14 protein-coding genes are annotated in these 16221 nt (G+C 71.6%); 2 read left to right on the forward strand and 12 right to left on the reverse strand.

All coding sequences use genetic code 11. The features are described from left to right. Positions 1–307 precede the first annotated feature (307 nt). On the reverse strand, positions 308–1219 hold the full coding sequence (locus GGD89_RS11140; RefSeq protein WP_425503034.1) for a LysR family transcriptional regulator: 912 nt from the start codon (positions 1217–1219) through the stop codon (positions 308–310). 231 nt (positions 1220–1450) lie between these two features. Further along, positions 1451–2410, reverse strand: coding sequence for a thioredoxin-disulfide reductase (gene trxB, locus GGD89_RS11145; protein ID WP_184045231.1), 960 nt, complete (start codon positions 2408–2410; stop codon positions 1451–1453). Between the two features lie 211 nt (positions 2411–2621). On the opposite strand from trxB, the gene GGD89_RS11150 reads away from it, so the two are divergent. Next, a complete protein-coding gene (locus GGD89_RS11150; protein ID WP_184045233.1) occupies positions 2622–4145 on the forward strand; it encodes a GH3 family acyl-acid amido synthetase in 1524 nt (507 codons plus the stop codon). Between the two features lie 10 nt (positions 4146–4155). Here the strand turns inward: GGD89_RS11150 and GGD89_RS11155 are convergent, their stop codons facing one another. The 10 genes from GGD89_RS11155 to rfbB form a co-directional block, all read right to left on the reverse strand. Further along, on the reverse strand, positions 4156–4737 hold the full coding sequence (locus GGD89_RS11155; protein ID WP_184045235.1) for an RNA pyrophosphohydrolase: 582 nt from the start codon (positions 4735–4737) through the stop codon (positions 4156–4158). Next, positions 4730–6928 carry a divergent polysaccharide deacetylase family protein gene (locus tag GGD89_RS11160; protein WP_184045237.1) on the reverse strand — a complete coding sequence of 733 codons (2199 nt, stop codon included), beginning with the start codon at positions 6926–6928 and terminating at the stop codon, positions 4730–4732. Before GGD89_RS11160 ends, GGD89_RS11155 begins: the two co-directional genes overlap by 8 nt. A gap of 123 nt (positions 6929–7051) precedes the next feature. Beyond that, entirely contained in the window at positions 7052–8428 is a 1377-nt protein-coding gene (locus GGD89_RS11165; protein ID WP_425503035.1) for a S41 family peptidase, read from the reverse strand. Continuing rightward, positions 8428–9912 carry a murein hydrolase activator EnvC family protein gene (locus tag GGD89_RS11170; RefSeq protein ID WP_184045241.1) on the reverse strand — a complete coding sequence of 495 codons (1485 nt, stop codon included), beginning with the start codon at positions 9910–9912 and terminating at the stop codon, positions 8428–8430. The genes GGD89_RS11165 and GGD89_RS11170 overlap by 1 nt, the downstream gene beginning before the upstream one ends. After that, entirely contained in the window at positions 9872–11467 is a 1596-nt protein-coding gene (gpmI, locus tag GGD89_RS11175; RefSeq protein ID WP_184045243.1) for a 2,3-bisphosphoglycerate-independent phosphoglycerate mutase, read from the reverse strand. Before gpmI ends, GGD89_RS11170 begins: the two co-directional genes overlap by 41 nt. 211 nt (positions 11468–11678) lie before the next feature. Continuing rightward, positions 11679–12137, reverse strand: a complete 459-nt coding sequence (rlmH, locus tag GGD89_RS11180; protein WP_184045245.1) for a 23S rRNA (pseudouridine(1915)-N(3))-methyltransferase RlmH — start codon at positions 12135–12137, stop codon at positions 11679–11681. A gap of 46 nt (positions 12138–12183) precedes the next feature. Beyond that, positions 12184–12648, reverse strand: a complete 465-nt coding sequence (rsfS, locus tag GGD89_RS11185; protein ID WP_184045322.1) for a ribosome silencing factor — start codon at positions 12646–12648, stop codon at positions 12184–12186. 74 nt (positions 12649–12722) lie between these two features. After that, positions 12723–13361, reverse strand: a complete 639-nt coding sequence (locus GGD89_RS11190) for a nicotinate-nucleotide adenylyltransferase (protein ID WP_184045247.1) — start codon at positions 13359–13361, stop codon at positions 12723–12725. Between the two features lie 69 nt (positions 13362–13430). Further along, positions 13431–14348, reverse strand: coding sequence for a dTDP-4-dehydrorhamnose reductase (gene rfbD / locus GGD89_RS11195; protein WP_184045249.1), 918 nt, complete (start codon positions 14346–14348; stop codon positions 13431–13433). Then, complete coding sequence (rfbB, locus tag GGD89_RS11200; RefSeq protein ID WP_343058584.1) at positions 14345–15406, reverse strand: dTDP-glucose 4,6-dehydratase; 1062 nt, start codon at positions 15404–15406, stop codon at positions 14345–14347. The genes rfbD and rfbB overlap by 4 nt, the downstream gene beginning before the upstream one ends. A gap of 230 nt (positions 15407–15636) precedes the next feature. Between rfbB and rfbC the strand changes: the two genes are divergently transcribed. After that, a complete protein-coding gene (gene rfbC / locus GGD89_RS11205; RefSeq protein ID WP_184045253.1) occupies positions 15637–16200 on the forward strand; it encodes a dTDP-4-dehydrorhamnose 3,5-epimerase in 564 nt (187 codons plus the stop codon). The last annotated feature ends 21 nt before the right edge of the window (positions 16201–16221 follow it).

The raw sequence follows: 16221 nt of genomic DNA on the forward strand, positions 1-16221 counted from the left end.
GAGCCCTCGTCACGGCACCCCGGGGCGGGGGGCCGGTCGAGGCTCATGCCTGACGCGACCCCCGATCCGGCCGGGCTGTCCAGTGTGCGTTTCCGTTGCCCGTCGTTGTAATCATACGGCCCCGGCAAGGCCAGTGCATTTTCGCGGGCGGATCGTCCGATGGGGCTCATTGCCGCCGCCAGCTCGCGCAAGGCCGAGTCGCCCGGATGATGTCAAGCGGCGTCGGCCGACGGCCGGGGCCATTCGGTGCGGCCACCGCCGTCTCGTCCCGCGGGGCCATACCCTTGTCCAGGGGCCCGGGGACCCCTCAGAACCGGCGCTGGGCCAGTTCGCGGATCAGGAAGTCCCGGAACACCTCCACCTTCTTGGAATGCCGCAGTTCCTCGGCGTACACGAAGTAGATGGTGACCTCCGGCCCCCGCATATCGGGCAGCACCTTGACCAGATTGCCGGCCTCGAGGTTGAAGTAGTCGGGCAGGGCGGCGATGCCCAGGCCGCTCTGCACGGCGCGAAACATGCTGTAGATGTTGTTGACGCGCAGCACCGGCTGGCGTGGGGTGCCCGGCGTCATGCCGGCCTCCATCAACCAGTTCATGCGCTCCACGGGCGGGCGGAACTTCTCGCCGTAGATGATGATCTTGTGCCGGTCCAGGTCCTCCGCGCTGTGCGGAATGCCGTGCTGCTTGATGTATTCGGGCGCCGCGAAGCAGTGGTAGTGCATGGTGATGAGTTGACGCTTGACCAGATCCGGCTGGCGCGGCGGCATGAAGCGCAAGGCCACGTCGGCTTCGCGCATGGCCAGGTCCAGCTCGTTGTCGTTGAGCACGATGGTCAGTTCGATGTCCGGATAGCGCTCCAGGAACTTCTTCACGCGGGGCGTCAGCCAGAGGGAGCCGAACGCCACGGTGGTGGTGATCGTCAGCGGGCCTTGCGGCCGTTCCCGGGTCTCGCCCAGGCGGGCCTCGACCATGGCCAGCTTGGCGAACACCTCATGCACGGTGCGATAGAGCATCTCCCCGGCCTCGGTGGGGATCAACCCTCGCGCGTGGCGATGGAACAGCGTGACGCCGAGGCTTTCCTCAAGGGCGCTGATCTGGCGGCTGACCGCCGACTGACTGAGGTTCAGGGTCTCCCCCGCATGGGTAAAACTGCCGGCGTCGGCCACCGCGTGAAACACGCGCAGCTTGTCCCAGTCCATCGCGCCACCCCGCGCTGGCATGTCCATTCTCCCATGTTCCCCGGGGGTGGACCCCGGCTCCGGTTTCTTGATCCGGCGTGGCGACACGATCTCCGTTGTGCGGGCGCCGACACCGGACACGCCGGCGTTTTGCCGTGCGGTCCGATCCATTCGGCCCCGTCCCGAAGGCGGGATCAACCCCAATCCGACGCGACCCGCGCCCCGGCCGCCAAAAAAGGCCGGCGCGGGGTCCGCCGTGTCGGGTCCGCCCGCTCAGGCCGCCTGGCGCGCGGCGCCATGGGCGACCAGGAAGCGGTCGGCCTCCAGGGCGGCCATGCAGCCGGTGCCGGCGGCGGTGACCGCCTGGCGAAAGACGTGGTCCTGCACATCGCCGGCGGCGAACACCCCGGCCACGTTGGTGGCCGTGCTGTCGGGCTTGGTGACGACGTAGCCGTTGGCGTCCATGTCGAGCTGACCCGCGAACAGCGCCGTGTTGGGATGATGGCCGATGGCCACGAACACGCCGTCCACCGCCAGCTCCGACAGGGCTCCGGTCTTCACGTTGCGCAGCCGCACGCCAGTGACGCCCGGCGGCATGCCGCCACCCAGGATCTCGTCGACGACACTGTCCCAGACACAGGTGATCTTGGGGTTGGCGAACAGGCGCTCCTGCATGACGCGCTCGGCGCGCAGGCTGTCGCGGCGGTGCACCAGGGTCACCTTGCTGGCGTGGTTGGTCATGTAGATGGCTTCCTCGACGGCCGTGTTGCCGCCGCCGACCACCACCACCTCGCGGCCGCGATAGAAGAAGCCGTCGCAGGTCGCGCAGGCCGAGACTCCCGCCCCCTGGTAGGTCTTCTCGCTCTCCAGCCCCAGCCAGCGGGCGCTGGCGCCGGTGGCCACGACCAGGGTCTCGCCCACGTAGGTATCACCGGAATCGCCGGTGCAGACGAACGGCCGCCGCGACAGGTCGGCCTTGACGATGATGTCCTCGACCTCCGTCGTGCCCACCGCGCGGGCCTGGGCGCGCATCTGGTCCATCAGCCAGGGGCCCTGGATGGGGTCGGCGAATCCGGGATAGTTCTCGACGTCCGTGGTGATGGTCAACTGACCGCCCGGCTGCAGGCCGGCCACCAGGATGGGGTCCAGGCTGGCCCGGGCGGCATAGATTCCGGCGGTGCACCCGGCCGCGCCCGACCCCAGGATCAGCACCTTGGTATAATGCTCTGCCATGCGTGTCTCGTCTCTTATGCGTGTATCGTCGTGTGGCGACGGGTGGTGTCTTCAGGACGGGAACCATAGACCGGATCGGGGGCCGAGGGAACCACCCGATCACCCGGCGGGGGTTTCGCTGGGTCCTGGAAACCACCATGTTATCAGATGTTTAATAAGCCTGATCGCGGGCCGGCCTTCGAGTCGGACCCGCGCAGCGGGAGGGAGCCTCATGCCGATCGACGCCACCCCGGCCCTGCGCGCCTGGAGCCGCCGCCGCGTCCGCCAGCTGGCGGCGCAGGACCCGGGCGCCGCGCAGGCCCGCACCCTGCGTCGCCTGGTCCACCGGGCCCGCGACACCGGCTTCGGCCGTGCCCACGGCTTCGGGGATATCCGCTCGGTCGCTGACTTTCAGGCGCGGGTGCCGCTGCGCACCTGGGAGGACATGTGGCGGGACTGGTGGAGCCACCGGTTCCCGAGACTGACCGACGTGAGCTGGCCCGGCCGGGTGCGCTGGTTCGCCGTCACCAGCGGCACGACCAGCGGGCGCACCAAGCACATCCCGGTCACCGAGGCCATGATGCGCGCCAACCACATGGCGGCGCTGGACGTGCTGGCCTTTCACCTGGACCGGCGTCCGACGAGCCGCATCTGGGGCGGGCCAAGCTTCCTGCTGGGGGGATCGACCGACCTTTCGCGGTTGCCCGGAGGCGCGATGAGCGGCGACCTGTCCGGCATCGCCGCCGCGCGCGTGCCCTGGCTGTTGCGGGGGCGGGTGTATCCGCCGCCGGCCATCGCGCTGCTGCCCGACTGGCCGAGGAAGCTGGAGCGGCTGACAGCCGACCTGCCGGGACGCGACCTGCGGATGATCGCCGGCACGACGTCCTGGCTGCTGATCCTGGCCGAGCGGCTGCTGGACGCCACCGGCGCCGACAGCCTGGGCGCGCTGTTCCCCAATCTGGAGTTGCTCATTCACGGTGGCGTCGCCTTCGCGCCCTACCGCCGGCGCTTCGAGGCCCTGCTGGCCGGCAGCCATGCCGACGTGGCCGAGGTATATCCCGCCTCCGAGGGCTTCATCGCCGCCCAGGACGCGGCCCCGGAGGATGGCTTGCGCATCATGACCGACCACGGCCTGTTCCTGGAGTTCGTGCCCGTGGGTGAGTTGGGCCAACCCCAGCCCACGCGCCACTGGCTGGCCGACGCCGAGATCGGCCAGGAGTACGCCCTGGTGCTGAGCACCTGTGCCGGCGCCTGGGGTCATGTGCTGGGCGACACGGTGCGGCTGGTGTCGCGCAGGCCGCCCCGGCTGGTGGTCACCGGCCGGACGGGCTGGAGCCTGTCGGTGTTCGGGGAGCACCTGATCGGCGCCGAGGTGGAGGCCGCGGTGGCCACCGCCGCGCGGGCCGCCGCCCTGGACCCCAGGGACTGGACCATGGGCGCGGCGCTGCCGGGGGAGGGGGGCGCGATGGCGGCCCATCACCACCTGATCGTGGAGTTCGCCCAGGCGGCGGACGCCGCCACCCTGGATACCTTCCGCGCCGCCTTCGACGCCGCGCTGTGCCGCGAAAACGAGGATTACGAGGCGCATCGCTCCGAGGGGCTGGATGCACCCCACGTCACCGCCGTGCCGCCGGGCCGTTTCGCCGCCTGGATGGCCGCGCGAGGGCAGGCCGGCGGCCAACACAAGGTGCCGCGCCTGATCGCCGATCCCGCGCGGTTCGCCGACATCCTGGCGGCGCTGGCGGGCGACGCCTGACGGACGCCGGTCAGCGCCCGCCGCCGCCGGTCGCGGCGGGGGCGTCGGTCGCGGCGGCGGCCGCCGCCGCGATGGCCCGCACCCGGGGGCCGAAGGCGGCCACCACCTGGTCGTACAGGGCGCGCTTGAAGGGGATGATCAGCGCGCTCACCCGCTCCAGGGGCACCCAGGTCCAGGTCGAGAACTCGGGGTGTTCGGTGTCCAGGGTGACGTCGTCATCGGTCCCGGTGAAGCGCATGAGAAACCAGAGCTGTTCCTGGCCGCGATAGCGCCCATGCCACAAGCGTGACGCCAGATCGGCCGGCAGGTCGTAGCGCAGCCAGTCGGGCGTCCGCGCCAGGATCTCGACCTTGTCGGGGGTGACTCCGGTTTCCTCGGCCAGTTCCCGCAACGCGGTGTCCCGTGGGGTCTCTCCGGGATCCACGCCGCCCTGGGGCATCTGCCAGGCATCGACGGCAACGTCGTTGCGCTGGGCGACGAAGACCAGGCCGGCCTCGTTGACCAGCATCACCCCCACGCCGCGCCGATAGGGCAGGGACGTCCGCGCCGGATCATCCGCCGGTGCCGTCGTTTCGGTCCCCGCGTCACCCATGCCCTTCCTCCGCCTGTATCGGGTCGTCGTCGCCGGCGGCTGGCGGCGTCCCTGTTCCGTCTCCCGGGACGGCCGGATCCCCGGCCATGCCGGCCGCCATGCCGCCGCCGCCGGAGCGCATCACCACGGCCGAGAGGGGAGACAGGGCCACGCCGGTCCCCTCCAGGCCCGCGACCCAGTCGCGCAGGGCGGCGAAATTCAGCGGCGTCGCCTGCATGATGCCCACGGCGGTGCCCCGGGCGCGCGCCAGCCGGCCCAGGTAGTCCAGGCGCGCGCGCACGCTTCCAGCGAACCCGTTGGCATCCACGACCACATCCACGGCGGTTAGCGGCGGCAGCAGGCGGCGGTTGGCGACAAGCGATCGCGCCTCGCCCTGGTGCAGGTACAACAGCCCGGCGCGACGCAGGCGCTTCAGCACCGGTTCCATATGGTCCGGCGAGACCGCGAAGCGTCCGCCATTGCCGGCCATGACCCCCACGTAACCGTGGCCGGCCGCCAGCACCTGATCGAGCCGGTCGCGGTTGTCGGCGTCGGGCAGCAGGGTGAGCAGGCCCAGGGGACCCGGGTCGCGGGCGGGAAAGCTGCCCGGCTCCATGGGCAGTTCGAGCATCACCTCGTGCCCCGACTCCCGGGCCACCGTCATCTTGTCCCGCGCGTCCCGCGCGTAGGGCGTGAACGCCAGCGTGACCTCGGGCGGAAGCTTGGTGACGGCGGCGTGCAGCGGATCGACCATCATGCCCAGGCCGCGCACCACGATGGCCACGCGCGGGCTGTCGGGCGGCGCCGGGTCCGGCGCGGCGTAGGCCCGCCAGGGCACCGTGCCGTCCGGACCGATGGTCGGGACGGACCCATGGGCGCCGGCCTCCTGCAAGGCGGGGACGGGGGCGGCGCGCAAGGGCGGCGCGCGCGGTCCGTCGATCATGGCGAGCGTCTGGTAGGATGGCACCGGGGGCACGCCCCCGAGCCGGTTGGGGGCCTCGGGTTCCGTCAGCGGACCCAGGCCCGGCGGCACCGGCAGCAGGCCGGGAACGTCCGGCAGGTCGATCACCGGCGCCGCGAGGTCCACGCGCTGCCGCACGCCGTCGGCGGCGACCGGGGCATCGCCGTGGGATCCGCCGTCCGACCCAGAGTCGGGGATCATGGTCCCGTGGTCGGTCGGCGTCTCGGCCGTCACGTCCGGGGCCATCCCGGGTACCGGCCCCGGGGACAACGTCGGGATGGTCTCGGGGGCGACGGGATCCGTGGCCTCCCCCGTCCCGGACTCGGCATGCGCCGCCGGATCCCCCGGGGTCGGTTCACCAGGGGTCGGCTCCTGGTGCCCCTGATCGCCATGGTCGGCGACGGCGGGCACCGGATCGGTGGTCGCCGGATCACCGGTGTCTTGGTCGCCCGCGTCCGTCGACGCGTCCGCCGGCGTCATGCCGGTCGCCTCGCCGTCCATGGCTTCGATGTCCATGGTTTCGGGGTCTGGGGTTTCGGGGTCTGGGGTTTCGGGGTCTGGGGTTTCGGCGTCTGGGGTTTCGGGGGCTGGAGTCTCGGCGGATGATGCGCCGTCGTCCCCGTCCTGCGGGGCGGTCAGCCAGGGCCGGCGCTGCACCGACCGGTCGGTGGCCGCCGTCGCGTCGGCCACCACGGCGGGCGTGTCCAGGCTCAGGGACGGGACGTCGTCACGGGGCGGGGTCAGCGGCGGGATGGTCATCACCACCCGCTCCGGGGTCACCAGCACCGGCACGGACGCCTGGACGCCGTCGTCCCCGGGGACCGGGGCTGTCCCCGCGTCGGGCGCCTCAAGGCCGGCCACCGGTGTGTCGCTCGCGTCCTGATCCTGTCCCTGCCACATCCACCAGCCGGCCGCGGCGCCGCCGCCAAGCACCAGCAGGCCCAGCCCGGCCATCATGGCCACGCGGCTCAGGCCCGCGCGCGGGCCGCCGGCCTCGTCGTCGTCCAGGTCCAGGTCGCGGTCGCCGCGCCGGGGATCCAGGCCGCCCTGTGCCCCGAACAGGCGGCTGACGATCCCGGTCGGCGGTTCCAGGGTCTCGGGGAAGCCCGCGGCATCGATCCCGACCGCCGCGCCCCCAGGGTCCGCGCCGCCATCCATGGGCGGCGGGCCAGGACCCAGGTCCTCAAGCGGATCACCGAGGGGATCGACGACCCGCTTGCGGCCGCCCCTGGACTTGCCTGGCAGTTTCACGGTTTCGCGTCTCCGTTCAACCCCCCCGGGGAACAGGGAAACCGACCCCACGGTCCGCCGGGGCGGGGACCGTGGGGGGCGCGGGTCACTGCCCCCATGCCCGCGCCGGTCGGTCAGCGTCGCTCAGTTCGCGCCGTCCACGGCGGCCGTGCGCTGGCGATACAAGGCCAGGCCCCGCAGCAGGTCGACCGCGCGGGCGAGCTGATAGTCCTCGATGGCGCCACCGTCCCGGTCCTCGGCCGTGTCCGGGGGCGCGTCACCGTCGCCGTCGCCGTCGCTATCGCCGTCCGTGCCGGAGACCGGAGCCTCACCCGTCGTCTCGTCGTCGCCGTTGGTTGCCCCCGCGTCCAGGGCATTGCGCAAGTCGGCCTCGCTGCGGCGCTGCGGCGCATCCAGCAGTTCCAGCCGCGCCGCCTGCACGATGATGTCCGGGTCGATGCCCTTGGCCTGGATCGAGCGGCCGGACGGCGTGTAGTAGCGGGCGGTTGTCAGCCGCATGGCGCCGTTGCCGGGCAAGGGCATGATGGTCTGCACCGACCCCTTGCCGAAACTCTTGGTGCCTAGGACGATGGCCCGGCCGTGATCCTGCAACGCGCCGGCCACGATCTCCGAGGCCGAGGCCGAGCCGCCATTGATGATCACGACGATGGGCAGGCCCTCGGCCAGATCGCCGTCGCGGGCGTTGAACCGCTGCGTTTCGTCCAGGTCCCGGGAGCGTGTGGAGACGATCTCGCCGGTTTCCAGGAAGGCATCGGACACGGCCACCGCCTGATCCAGCAGGCCGCCGGGGTTGTTGCGCAGATCCAGCACGAAGCCCTTGAGCGCGTCCGCCGCCTCGTCCCGCAAGTCGTCGATGGCGCTTTCGACACCCTCCTCGGTCTGTTCGGTGAACGAGGTGACGCGCACATAGCCGACGTCGCCGCCTTCCAGGTGATGGCGCACCGAGCGGATGGTGATCACGTCACGGGTGATGGAGACGTCAAAGGGCTCGCCCGACGACTGGCGCAGCACGGTGATCACGATGTCGGTGCCGACCCGGCCGCGCATGCGGTCCACCGCCTCGCTGAGGGTCAGGCCGGTGACCGCATCGCCGTCGAGATGGGTGATGAAGTCGCCCGGTTGCAGGCCGGCCCGGGCGGCCGGCGTGTCGTCGATGGGCGACACCACCTTGATCAGGCCGTTCTCCATGGTGACCTCGATGCCCAGGCCCCCGAACTCGCCCTTGGTCTGGACCTGCATGTCGCGGAAGTGTTCGAGGTCCAGGTAGCCGGAATGGGGATCCAGCGACGTGAGCATGCCGTTGATCGCGGCCTCGACGAGGTCGCGGTCCTCGACCGGCTCCACGTAGTCCTGCTTGACCCGCTCGAACACGTTGGCGAACAGCTCCATCAGGCGATAGGTCTCGGCATCCCGCGCCGCGGCGTGCGGAACGAAATAGGCGGTGCCCAGGGCCATGACGGCACTGGCGCCGGCGACGACGATCCAAAGGTTTTTTCGCATCATCCCTTTCCAGTATCGGTGCCCGCCGCCATCCAGGGCAGGGGATTGATCGGTCGTCCCTTGCGGCGCAATTCAATGTAGAGGACGGGATCGCCACCCCCCATCACGCCCACCGGCTCCCCGGCGCGCACGGTCTGGCCCACGCGGCTGTCGATGCGGTTCATCCCGGCGAGAAGGGAATGATATCCGTCCGTATGTTCGATGATCAAGAGAAGGCCATACCCTCGGAAGGGGCCGGCGAAGGCCACCATGCCGTCGTAGGGGGCCACCACCTGGGCGCCGGCGCGGGATCGTACCGTGACACCCTGGCTCGCGGCGCCCAGATCGTCGGCGTCGCCGAAGCGCGTCACCAGGCGTCCGCGCACCGGCATGGGCATGCCGCCGCGTCCATCGGTGAAGGATCGCGGCGGGGCCGGCGGCACCGAGGCCACGGTCACCGGGGCCACGGTCACCGGGGCCGGCTCCGTCGCGGTCTCCGCCTCGGCCGGCGCCGGCGGGGTGGCGGCGTCGGCCTGATCGGCCGCGCTGTCGTTCTGGGCGGCCTGGGTCCGCTCGGCCGCCGCGCGCGCCGCCTGCAGGCGGGCCAGGCGCTCGGCCCGCTCCAGTTCCATCGCCCGCCGCTGTTCGGCCAGCGCCCGGCGGCGGGCCTCGGCGGCCCGGCGTTCGGCCTCCATGATCTCGCGCCGCCGCCGCTCGGCCTCCAGGCGGGCGATCAGGTCGCGCAGATCGGAGGCCTCGCGTCCCAGCCGCGCGACCCGCGCCGCCGCCTCGCGCTCCCGCTCCAGGGTATCGCGTTGCAGCGCCGCCTTGCGGTCGAACAGCGCCTGCATGCGGCCGTGGGCCACCCGCAGGGCCTCGGCCTGGTCGGCGATTTCCGCCTGCTGAACCGTGATCGCGGCGTCCAGTCCCCGGAGCCGCGCCAGTTCCCGCGCCAGCGCGCGGGCGTTTTCCTCGATACGGGGCACCGCCGCCCGCAACAGGATGGCGCTGCGCACCGTGTCGGCGGGGGGCGTCGGCTGCACGATCAGGGCCTCCGTGGGCCGCCACGCCAGCCGTTGAAGGGCCGTCAGCACCTGCGCCATCTGGCGGTCGCGGCGCGCCAGCGCCGCGCCCATGCGGTCCCGCTCGGTGTGCAGGGCCGCGAGGCGATCCTCCAGGGCGGACAGGTTGTCCTCCGCGTCCTGGATGGCGGCGGCGCTTTCGATCACCTGTTCGCGCACCCGGCGCACCTCGGCGGCCAGCGCCTCGCGCCGGTCGCGGAGCGCCTGTTCCGCCGCCCGCTCGGCGTCCAGGCGCTCTTCCAGGGTCCGCAGTTCCGCCGCCGGGTCGGCCGCCCGGGCCGCGTCCGGCGCCACCACCACCGCCAGCCAGACGCCAAGAGCCAGCGCCGCGAGCCTCACCAGCGGCGCCGTCACCACCCGCCCCAAACGGCGGTGGCGCGGGTCAGGCCATGGCCCCCAGTGGGGTTCCCCGTGGCGCGCCATCGGCGGCCTCCTCCGCGTCCAGCAGGGAGCGTCCCGTCATCTCGGCCGGCTTCGGCAAGCCGAGCAGGGACAGCAGCGTCGGTGCCACGTCGGCGAGGCGCCCCTCGCGCAGGCGGGCGCCGGCCGGTCCGTTGACCAGCAGCGCGTCCACCTTGCCGACCGTGTGGGCGGTGTGCGGCTCGCCGGTCTCGGGATCGCGCATCAATTCCAGGTTCCCGTGATCGGCGGTGACCAGCATCACTCCGCCGGCCGCCGTCACCGCGGCCTCCAGGCGCGCGAGACAGGTGTCCACGGTGACGGCGGCGCTCATGGCCGCCTCCAGGATGCCGGTGTGCCCGACCATGTCACCGTTGGCGTAGTTCAGGATCACCACGTCGAAGCGGCCCGCCTCGATGGCCTCCACCAGACGGTCGGTGACCTCCGGCGCCGACATCTCGGGCTGGAGGTCGTAGGTGGCCACCTTGGGGCTGGGCACCAGGATCCGTTCCTCGCCCGGGAAGGTGGTTTCCTCGCCGCCGTTGAAGAAGAACGTGACGTGGGCATACTTCTCGGTCTCGGCGATGCGCACCTGGGTCAGCCCGGCCTCGGACACCACCTCGCCGAAAATGTGGGTCAGCGTCTCGGGCGGAAACAGCGTGTCCATCCACGCGTTGTGCGCCTTGGAGTACTCCGCCATGCCGGCGGCCCCCGCGAAGCGCACCACGCGGGCGCGGTCGAAGCCGTCGAAGGCCGGATCCAGCAGGGCGGCGAGGATCTCGCGCGCCCGGTCGGCGCGGAAGTTGGCCATCAGCACGCCGTCGCCGTCGGCCATGCCGGCATAGCCGTCGACGACAAGGGGCTTGATGAACTCGTCGGTCTCGCCCGCGTCATAGGCGGCCTGAATGCCGGACAGGGCGTCCTGGGCGGTCACACCGACACCGTCGACCAGCGCGTTGTAGGCCAGGCCCACGCGATCCCAGCGCTTGTCGCGGTCCATGGCGAAGTAGCGCCCGGACACCACGCCCACCCGGCAGGCGTCGATGTCCGCCACATCCTTCAGGAAGCGTTCCAGGTAGCCCTTCCCGGACGAGGGCGGCGTATCGCGCCCGTCCATGAGCGCGTGCACCACCACCGGCACGCCGGCGGCGGCGACGGCCTTGGTGAGGGCGACCATGTGGTCCTGGTGCGAGTGCACCCCGCCGGGGGACATCAGTCCGATCAGGTGGCAGGTGCCGCCGCTGTCCTTGAGGCGGTCGATCAGCCCTGTCAGCGCCGGATTGGTGGCCAGCGAGCCGTCGGCCGCGGCCCGGTCGATGCGCGGCAGGTCCTGCATCACCACGCGCCCGGCGCCCAGGTTCATGTGTCCGACCTCGGAGTTGCCCATCTGGCCATCGGGCAGGCCGACGTCGTCGCCGCTGGTCTCGATCAGCGTGCGTGGGCAGTCGCGCATCAGCCGGTCCCAGGTGGGCGTTTCCGCCTGGGCGATGGCGTTGTCGGCGGTTTCCTCGCGATGGCCCCAGCCATCCAGGATACACAGCACGACGGGACGAGGGCGGGTCTGAACATCGGTGGTCATGGCGTGGAGTGTCCTGTCGCTTTCGAGGCATGACGCGCCGTCCGCCCCCGTGGGGCGCGCGCATCCGTTGGAAGGGGTCGCCACCCTCGCGCATGCTAGCACAGTTTGGCCGGCGTCAAGGGAGGGGACGAGTGGGTGTCCCAAGATGTGGGGGCGCACCCGGATGGCGTCACCCCCGCGTCGGTCTCTTCGCGGCGCGGTCATGGAACCGTCACGCGCGGTGATAGGGGTGTCCCTCCAGGATGCACTGGGCACGGAACACCTGCTCGGCCAGCATGGGCCGCACCAGCATGTGCGGCCAGGTCATCGGGCCGAGCGACAGCACCAGGTGGGCGCGCGCCAGAACCGCCGGGTCGTGGCCGTCGGCGCCGCCGATCAGGAACGCCACGGTGCGCGTTCCGGAATCGCGCTGGCGTCCCAGGTGCTCGGCCAGGGCCTCGCTGGACAGCGGCCGCCCGGTGCCGTCCAACACGACGACATGGGCATCGCCCGGCGTGGCGTCCAGCAGCAATCGTCCGTCCCGGGCACGCCGTTCTGCCACCGGCAGGGGCCGGCGGTCGTCGACCTCGCGCACCGTCAGCGGCCACCGCAGGCGCTCGGCGTAGGCCGTCAGGAGGTCGGCCTCCGGACCGCGCCGGAGCCGCCCGACGGCGATCACCAGCAGGTTCATGGCCGCGCGTCCGGGTGTCGGCGGGCCGGACGTCCCGGCCCGGGCCTCATCGGGTGGCGACCATCAGGCCCGGTCCCGTGGCGGCCGCCGCCGACGACATCGCCGGCGTCACCACCGCCGGGGAGAGGGCCCCGTCCGGCAGGGTCCCCCGGGCGGGCGCCGGCACGCTCGGCAGGCCCCACATCTTTTCCAGGTTGTAGAAGGCGCGGACCTCGGGGCGGAACAGATGCACGACAACGTCCCCGGCATCGATCAGCACCCAATCGCACTGGGCGGCGCCCTCCACCGAGGGACGCAGGCCGACCCCCTTCAGCGCCTCCACCAGGTGATCGGCCAGGGCGCCCACGTGGCGGGCCGACTGGCCCGAGGCGATGACCATGGCGTCGGCATAGTCGGTCTTGCCCGCCAGGTCGATAGAGACCAGATCCTCGGCCTTATGGTCGGCGAGGCTGGATTCGATGAGTCCGACGACGTGGCCTACGTGCGCCGGGTCGAAGGTTGCGGTGGGTATGGGTCTGTCCTTTCATGACACGAGGGGTCCCAACGGAGGGTCCCGGGAAGGGTCCAGGGCTGTTCGGGTCGTTTTCAGGCCGGCTCGCACGGCGACGCCGCCGCTCCCAGGCCGGCCCGGATCGCCGTGGCCGAGGCGGCATGCCGGCGAATGGGCAGGAACACCCAGGCCGGCGGCGGCGAGTCGGCCAGCCGCGTGGCGGCGCCCAGCGCCAGCCGATGGCCGGACAGACGGCGCGCGGCCGGCGCGGAGACCGAGACCAAAGAGTACCCCGGCCGGTCAAACACCGCAACCGGAACGGTTTCCAGGATGGCGGTCCAGGATCGCCAGCGATGGAACTGTGCCAGATTGTCGGCGCCCATCAGCCAGACGAAGCGAACACGCGGAAAGCGCCGCCGCAGGGCCCTCAGGGTGTCGATGGTGTAGCGTGTGCCCAGGGCCGCCTCGATCCCCGTGGGCACCAGGCGCGGATGGCGCCGCGCCAGGGCCTGGGCGCTGGCCAGGCGCGTCGCCTGGGAGGCCATGGGATGGCCCGCCTTGAGCGGATTGCCCGGCGAGACCAGCCACCAGACCTGATCCAGGGCGAGTCGCCGCAGGGCCTCCCGGCCGATGTGGCGATGGCCCTCGTGGGCCGGGTTGAACGATCCCCCCAGCAGACCGACGCGGATGCGGCGGCCGTCTCCATAGGGGGGTGGGCGCAGGAAGCGGGACATGCAGGCCACCACGGGGCAACCAGGTGGGCAGGGGGGCAGGCGAACCGGGACGTCCGGGACGGCGTGCCGTCACGGCCCCGGCTCGACCGGTGCGTCCACCAGGACATCGGCGAGCACCTCGGCCAGGGTGTCCGTCCAGGACCGTGGCGTGACTCCGAAGGTGGACCGCACTTTATCCGTGCACAAGACCGAATTGGCCGGCCGCCGCGCCGGGGTGGGATAGTCGGCCGTGGCGATCGGATGCACCGGCGGCGTCTTGCCGGTGCGCGCCGACTGGGCGGCGACGATGGCGCTGGCGAAGCCGTGCCAGGTGGTCGGTCCCGCGCCCACCAGATGATAGGTGCCCCAGGCGCCCTCGCGGCCCTCCAGCACGAGCTGGCGGGCGATCTCCACCACCATCCGGGCGATGTCATGGGCCGCCGTCGGGCAGCCGTGCTGGTCGGCCACCACCCGCAACGCGGGCTTCTCGGCCGCCAGACGCAGCATGGTCTTGACGAAGTTCTTGCCGTGGGCGCTGAACACCCAGGCGGTGCGCAGGATCACATGGCGGGCGCACTCGGCACGCACCGCCTCCTCGCCGGCCAGCTTGGAGCGCCCGTAGGCGCCGAGCGGCCGGACCGGGTCGTCCTCGACATAGGGGCCGTCCTTGGCGCCGTCGAACACGTAGTCCGTGGACAGGTGAATCAGCGGGATCCCGGCGGCGGCGCAGGCCCTGGCCAGGGCGCGCGGCCCGTCGCCATTGACCCGCGTGGCCAGGTCCTCGTTCTCCTCCGCCGCGTCCACGGCGGTGTAGGCGGCGGTGTTGACGACCAGGGCGATGTCCCCGCCCAGGATCGCCGCCTCCGCCGCCTCGGGATCGGTCAGGTCCAGGGTCTCGCGCCCGATCACCACCGGCTCCAGGCCGGCGGGCCAGGCGGCGCGGGCCAGATCCCGGCCCACCTGGCCGGTCCGGCCGGTGACCAGGACCCGCCGTGGCGTCGTCGTCATGCGTTCACGCCCAGGCGCTGACCGTTGTAGACGCCGTCGCGCAACGGCTGCCACCACTTCGGATTGTCCAGATACCACTGCACGGTCTGGCGGATGCCGCCGGCGAAGTCGTGGCGCGGCGCCCATCCCAGGGCGCGGTGGATCTTGGTGGCATCGATGGCGTAGCGGAAATCGTGGCCCGGTCGATCGGTGACGAAGGTGATCAGCTCCCGCCGGGGCCGTCCGCTGGGGCGCAGGTCATCGAGGGTATCGCAGATGGTCTCGACGACATCCAGATTCCGCCGCTCGCTGTCGCCGCCCACGTTGTAGCTCTCGCCCACCTTGCCCAGGGTCAGGACCGTCCACAGGGCGCGGGCATGGTCCTCGACATGGAGCCAGTCGCGCACGTTCTCGCCCTTGCCGTAGACGGGCAACGGCTTGCCCTCCAGGCCGTTCAGGATCATGAGCGGGATCAGTTTCTCCGGGAACTGGCGCGGGCCGTAGTTGTTGGAGCAGTTGGACAGGACCACCGGCAGGCCGTAGGTGTGGTGCCAGGCGCGCACCAGGTGGTCCGATCCCGCCTTGGACGCCGAGTAGGGGCTGTTGGGCTGGTAGGGCGTCTCCTCGGTGAACAGGCCGGTGTCGCCCAGCGTGCCGAACACCTCGTCGGTGGACACGTGGTGGAACCGGAAGTCGCCCTGGCGCTCGGTCGGCAACGCCTTCCAGTGCGCGCGCGCGGCCTCCAGAATCTGATAGGTGCCCACCAGGTTGGTGTCGATGAAGTCGGCCGGCCCGTCGATGGAGCGGTCCACATGACTTTCCGCCGCCAGATGCATGATGGCGTCGGGGTCGTGGCGCGCCAGCACGTCCCGCAGGCGGGCCCCGTCGCGAATGTCCGCCCGCTCGAACGCATAGCGCGGCGCCGTCAGGGGATCGGTCACCACGTCGGCCAGGGACGCGGGATTGGCCGCGTAGGTAAGCGCGTCCAGGTTCACCACCCGCGCCTCGGTGTGTTCCAGGATATGACGCACCACAGCGGACCCGATGAACCCGCAGCCACCGGTGACAAGGACCTTCACGACCATTGCTCCATAGTTTTCCGCCCGCCGATGTCAGGCGTGGCCACCTCGACCCACCCCATCGGCGGCCGGTATAGCGGAACGCCCAAGCCCCTGTCATGCGCTTTCGCGGGGACGCGGTTTCTCCTTGTCGGCGCGACGCGCGATGCGGTAACCCGGCCCCGACACGGCTCCCCGGCGCCAGCGGGCTGCGCTGACACAAGGAAGCGGACATAAGGAAAGAGACGGCCATGCAGGTCACGGCGACGGACATCCCCGAGGTCAAGCTCATCACGCCCCGCCTGTTCGGCGATCATCGCGGTTTCTTCTCGGAAACCTACAACAGGCGCGCCCTGGCCGAAGCCGGCATCACCCTCGACTTCGTGCAGGACAATCATTCCAAGTCGGCGCGGCCCGGCACGCTGCGCGGCCTGCACTTCCAGACGCCGCCGGCCTCCCAGGCCAAGCTGGTCCGCGTGGTGCGCGGCGCCGTCTGGGACGTGGCGGTGGACCTGCGCCAAGGCTCGCCCACCTTCGGCCGCTGGGTCGGCGCGGAACTGAGCGCCGAGAACTGGACCCAGATCCTGGTTCCCGCCGGGTTCGCCCACGGCTTCGTCACCCTGCTCGCGGACACCGAGGTGGAGTACAAGGTCACGGCCTATTACGCGCCCGACCATGACAAGGGGCTGGCCTGGAACGACCCGGATCTGGCTATCGACTGGCCCCTGCCGCCGGGCGTGGACCAGCCGATCCTGTCGGACAAGGATACCCGCCAGCCACGCTTCGCCGAGCTGCCGTCGGTGTTCACCGTCTGATCCCGGTCGTCCCTGGCCGGG

Source organism: Roseospira visakhapatnamensis, assembly GCF_014197915.1.
GTDB classification, from domain to species: Bacteria; Pseudomonadota; Alphaproteobacteria; order Rhodospirillales; family Rhodospirillaceae; genus Rhodospira; species Rhodospira visakhapatnamensis.

Coding starts and splice junctions, on each gene's coding strand:
- GGD89_RS11170 (WP_184045241.1), bottom strand. CDS start 9,912: ATGGCGCGCCACGGGGAACCCCACTGGGGGCCATGGCCTGACCCGCGC.
- trxB (WP_184045231.1), bottom strand. CDS start 2,410: ATGGCAGAGCATTATACCAAGGTGCTGATCCTGGGGTCGGGCGCGGCC.
- GGD89_RS11190 (WP_184045247.1), bottom strand. CDS start 13,361: ATGTCCCGCTTCCTGCGCCCACCCCCCTATGGAGACGGCCGCCGCATC.
- GGD89_RS11165 (WP_425503035.1), bottom strand. CDS start 8,428: ATGCGAAAAAACCTTTGGATCGTCGTCGCCGGCGCCAGTGCCGTCATG.
- rlmH (WP_184045245.1), bottom strand. CDS start 12,137: ATGAACCTGCTGGTGATCGCCGTCGGGCGGCTCCGGCGCGGTCCGGAG.
- GGD89_RS11150 (WP_184045233.1), top strand. CDS start 2,622: ATGCCGATCGACGCCACCCCGGCCCTGCGCGCCTGGAGCCGCCGCCGC.
- rfbC (WP_184045253.1), top strand. CDS start 15,637: ATGCAGGTCACGGCGACGGACATCCCCGAGGTCAAGCTCATCACGCCC.
- rfbD (WP_184045249.1), bottom strand. CDS start 14,348: ATGACGACGACGCCACGGCGGGTCCTGGTCACCGGCCGGACCGGCCAG.
- gpmI (WP_184045243.1), bottom strand. CDS start 11,467: ATGACCACCGATGTTCAGACCCGCCCTCGTCCCGTCGTGCTGTGTATC.
- GGD89_RS11155 (WP_184045235.1), bottom strand. CDS start 4,737: ATGGGTGACGCGGGGACCGAAACGACGGCACCGGCGGATGATCCGGCG.
- GGD89_RS11140 (WP_425503034.1), bottom strand. CDS start 1,219: ATGCCAGCGCGGGGTGGCGCGATGGACTGGGACAAGCTGCGCGTGTTT.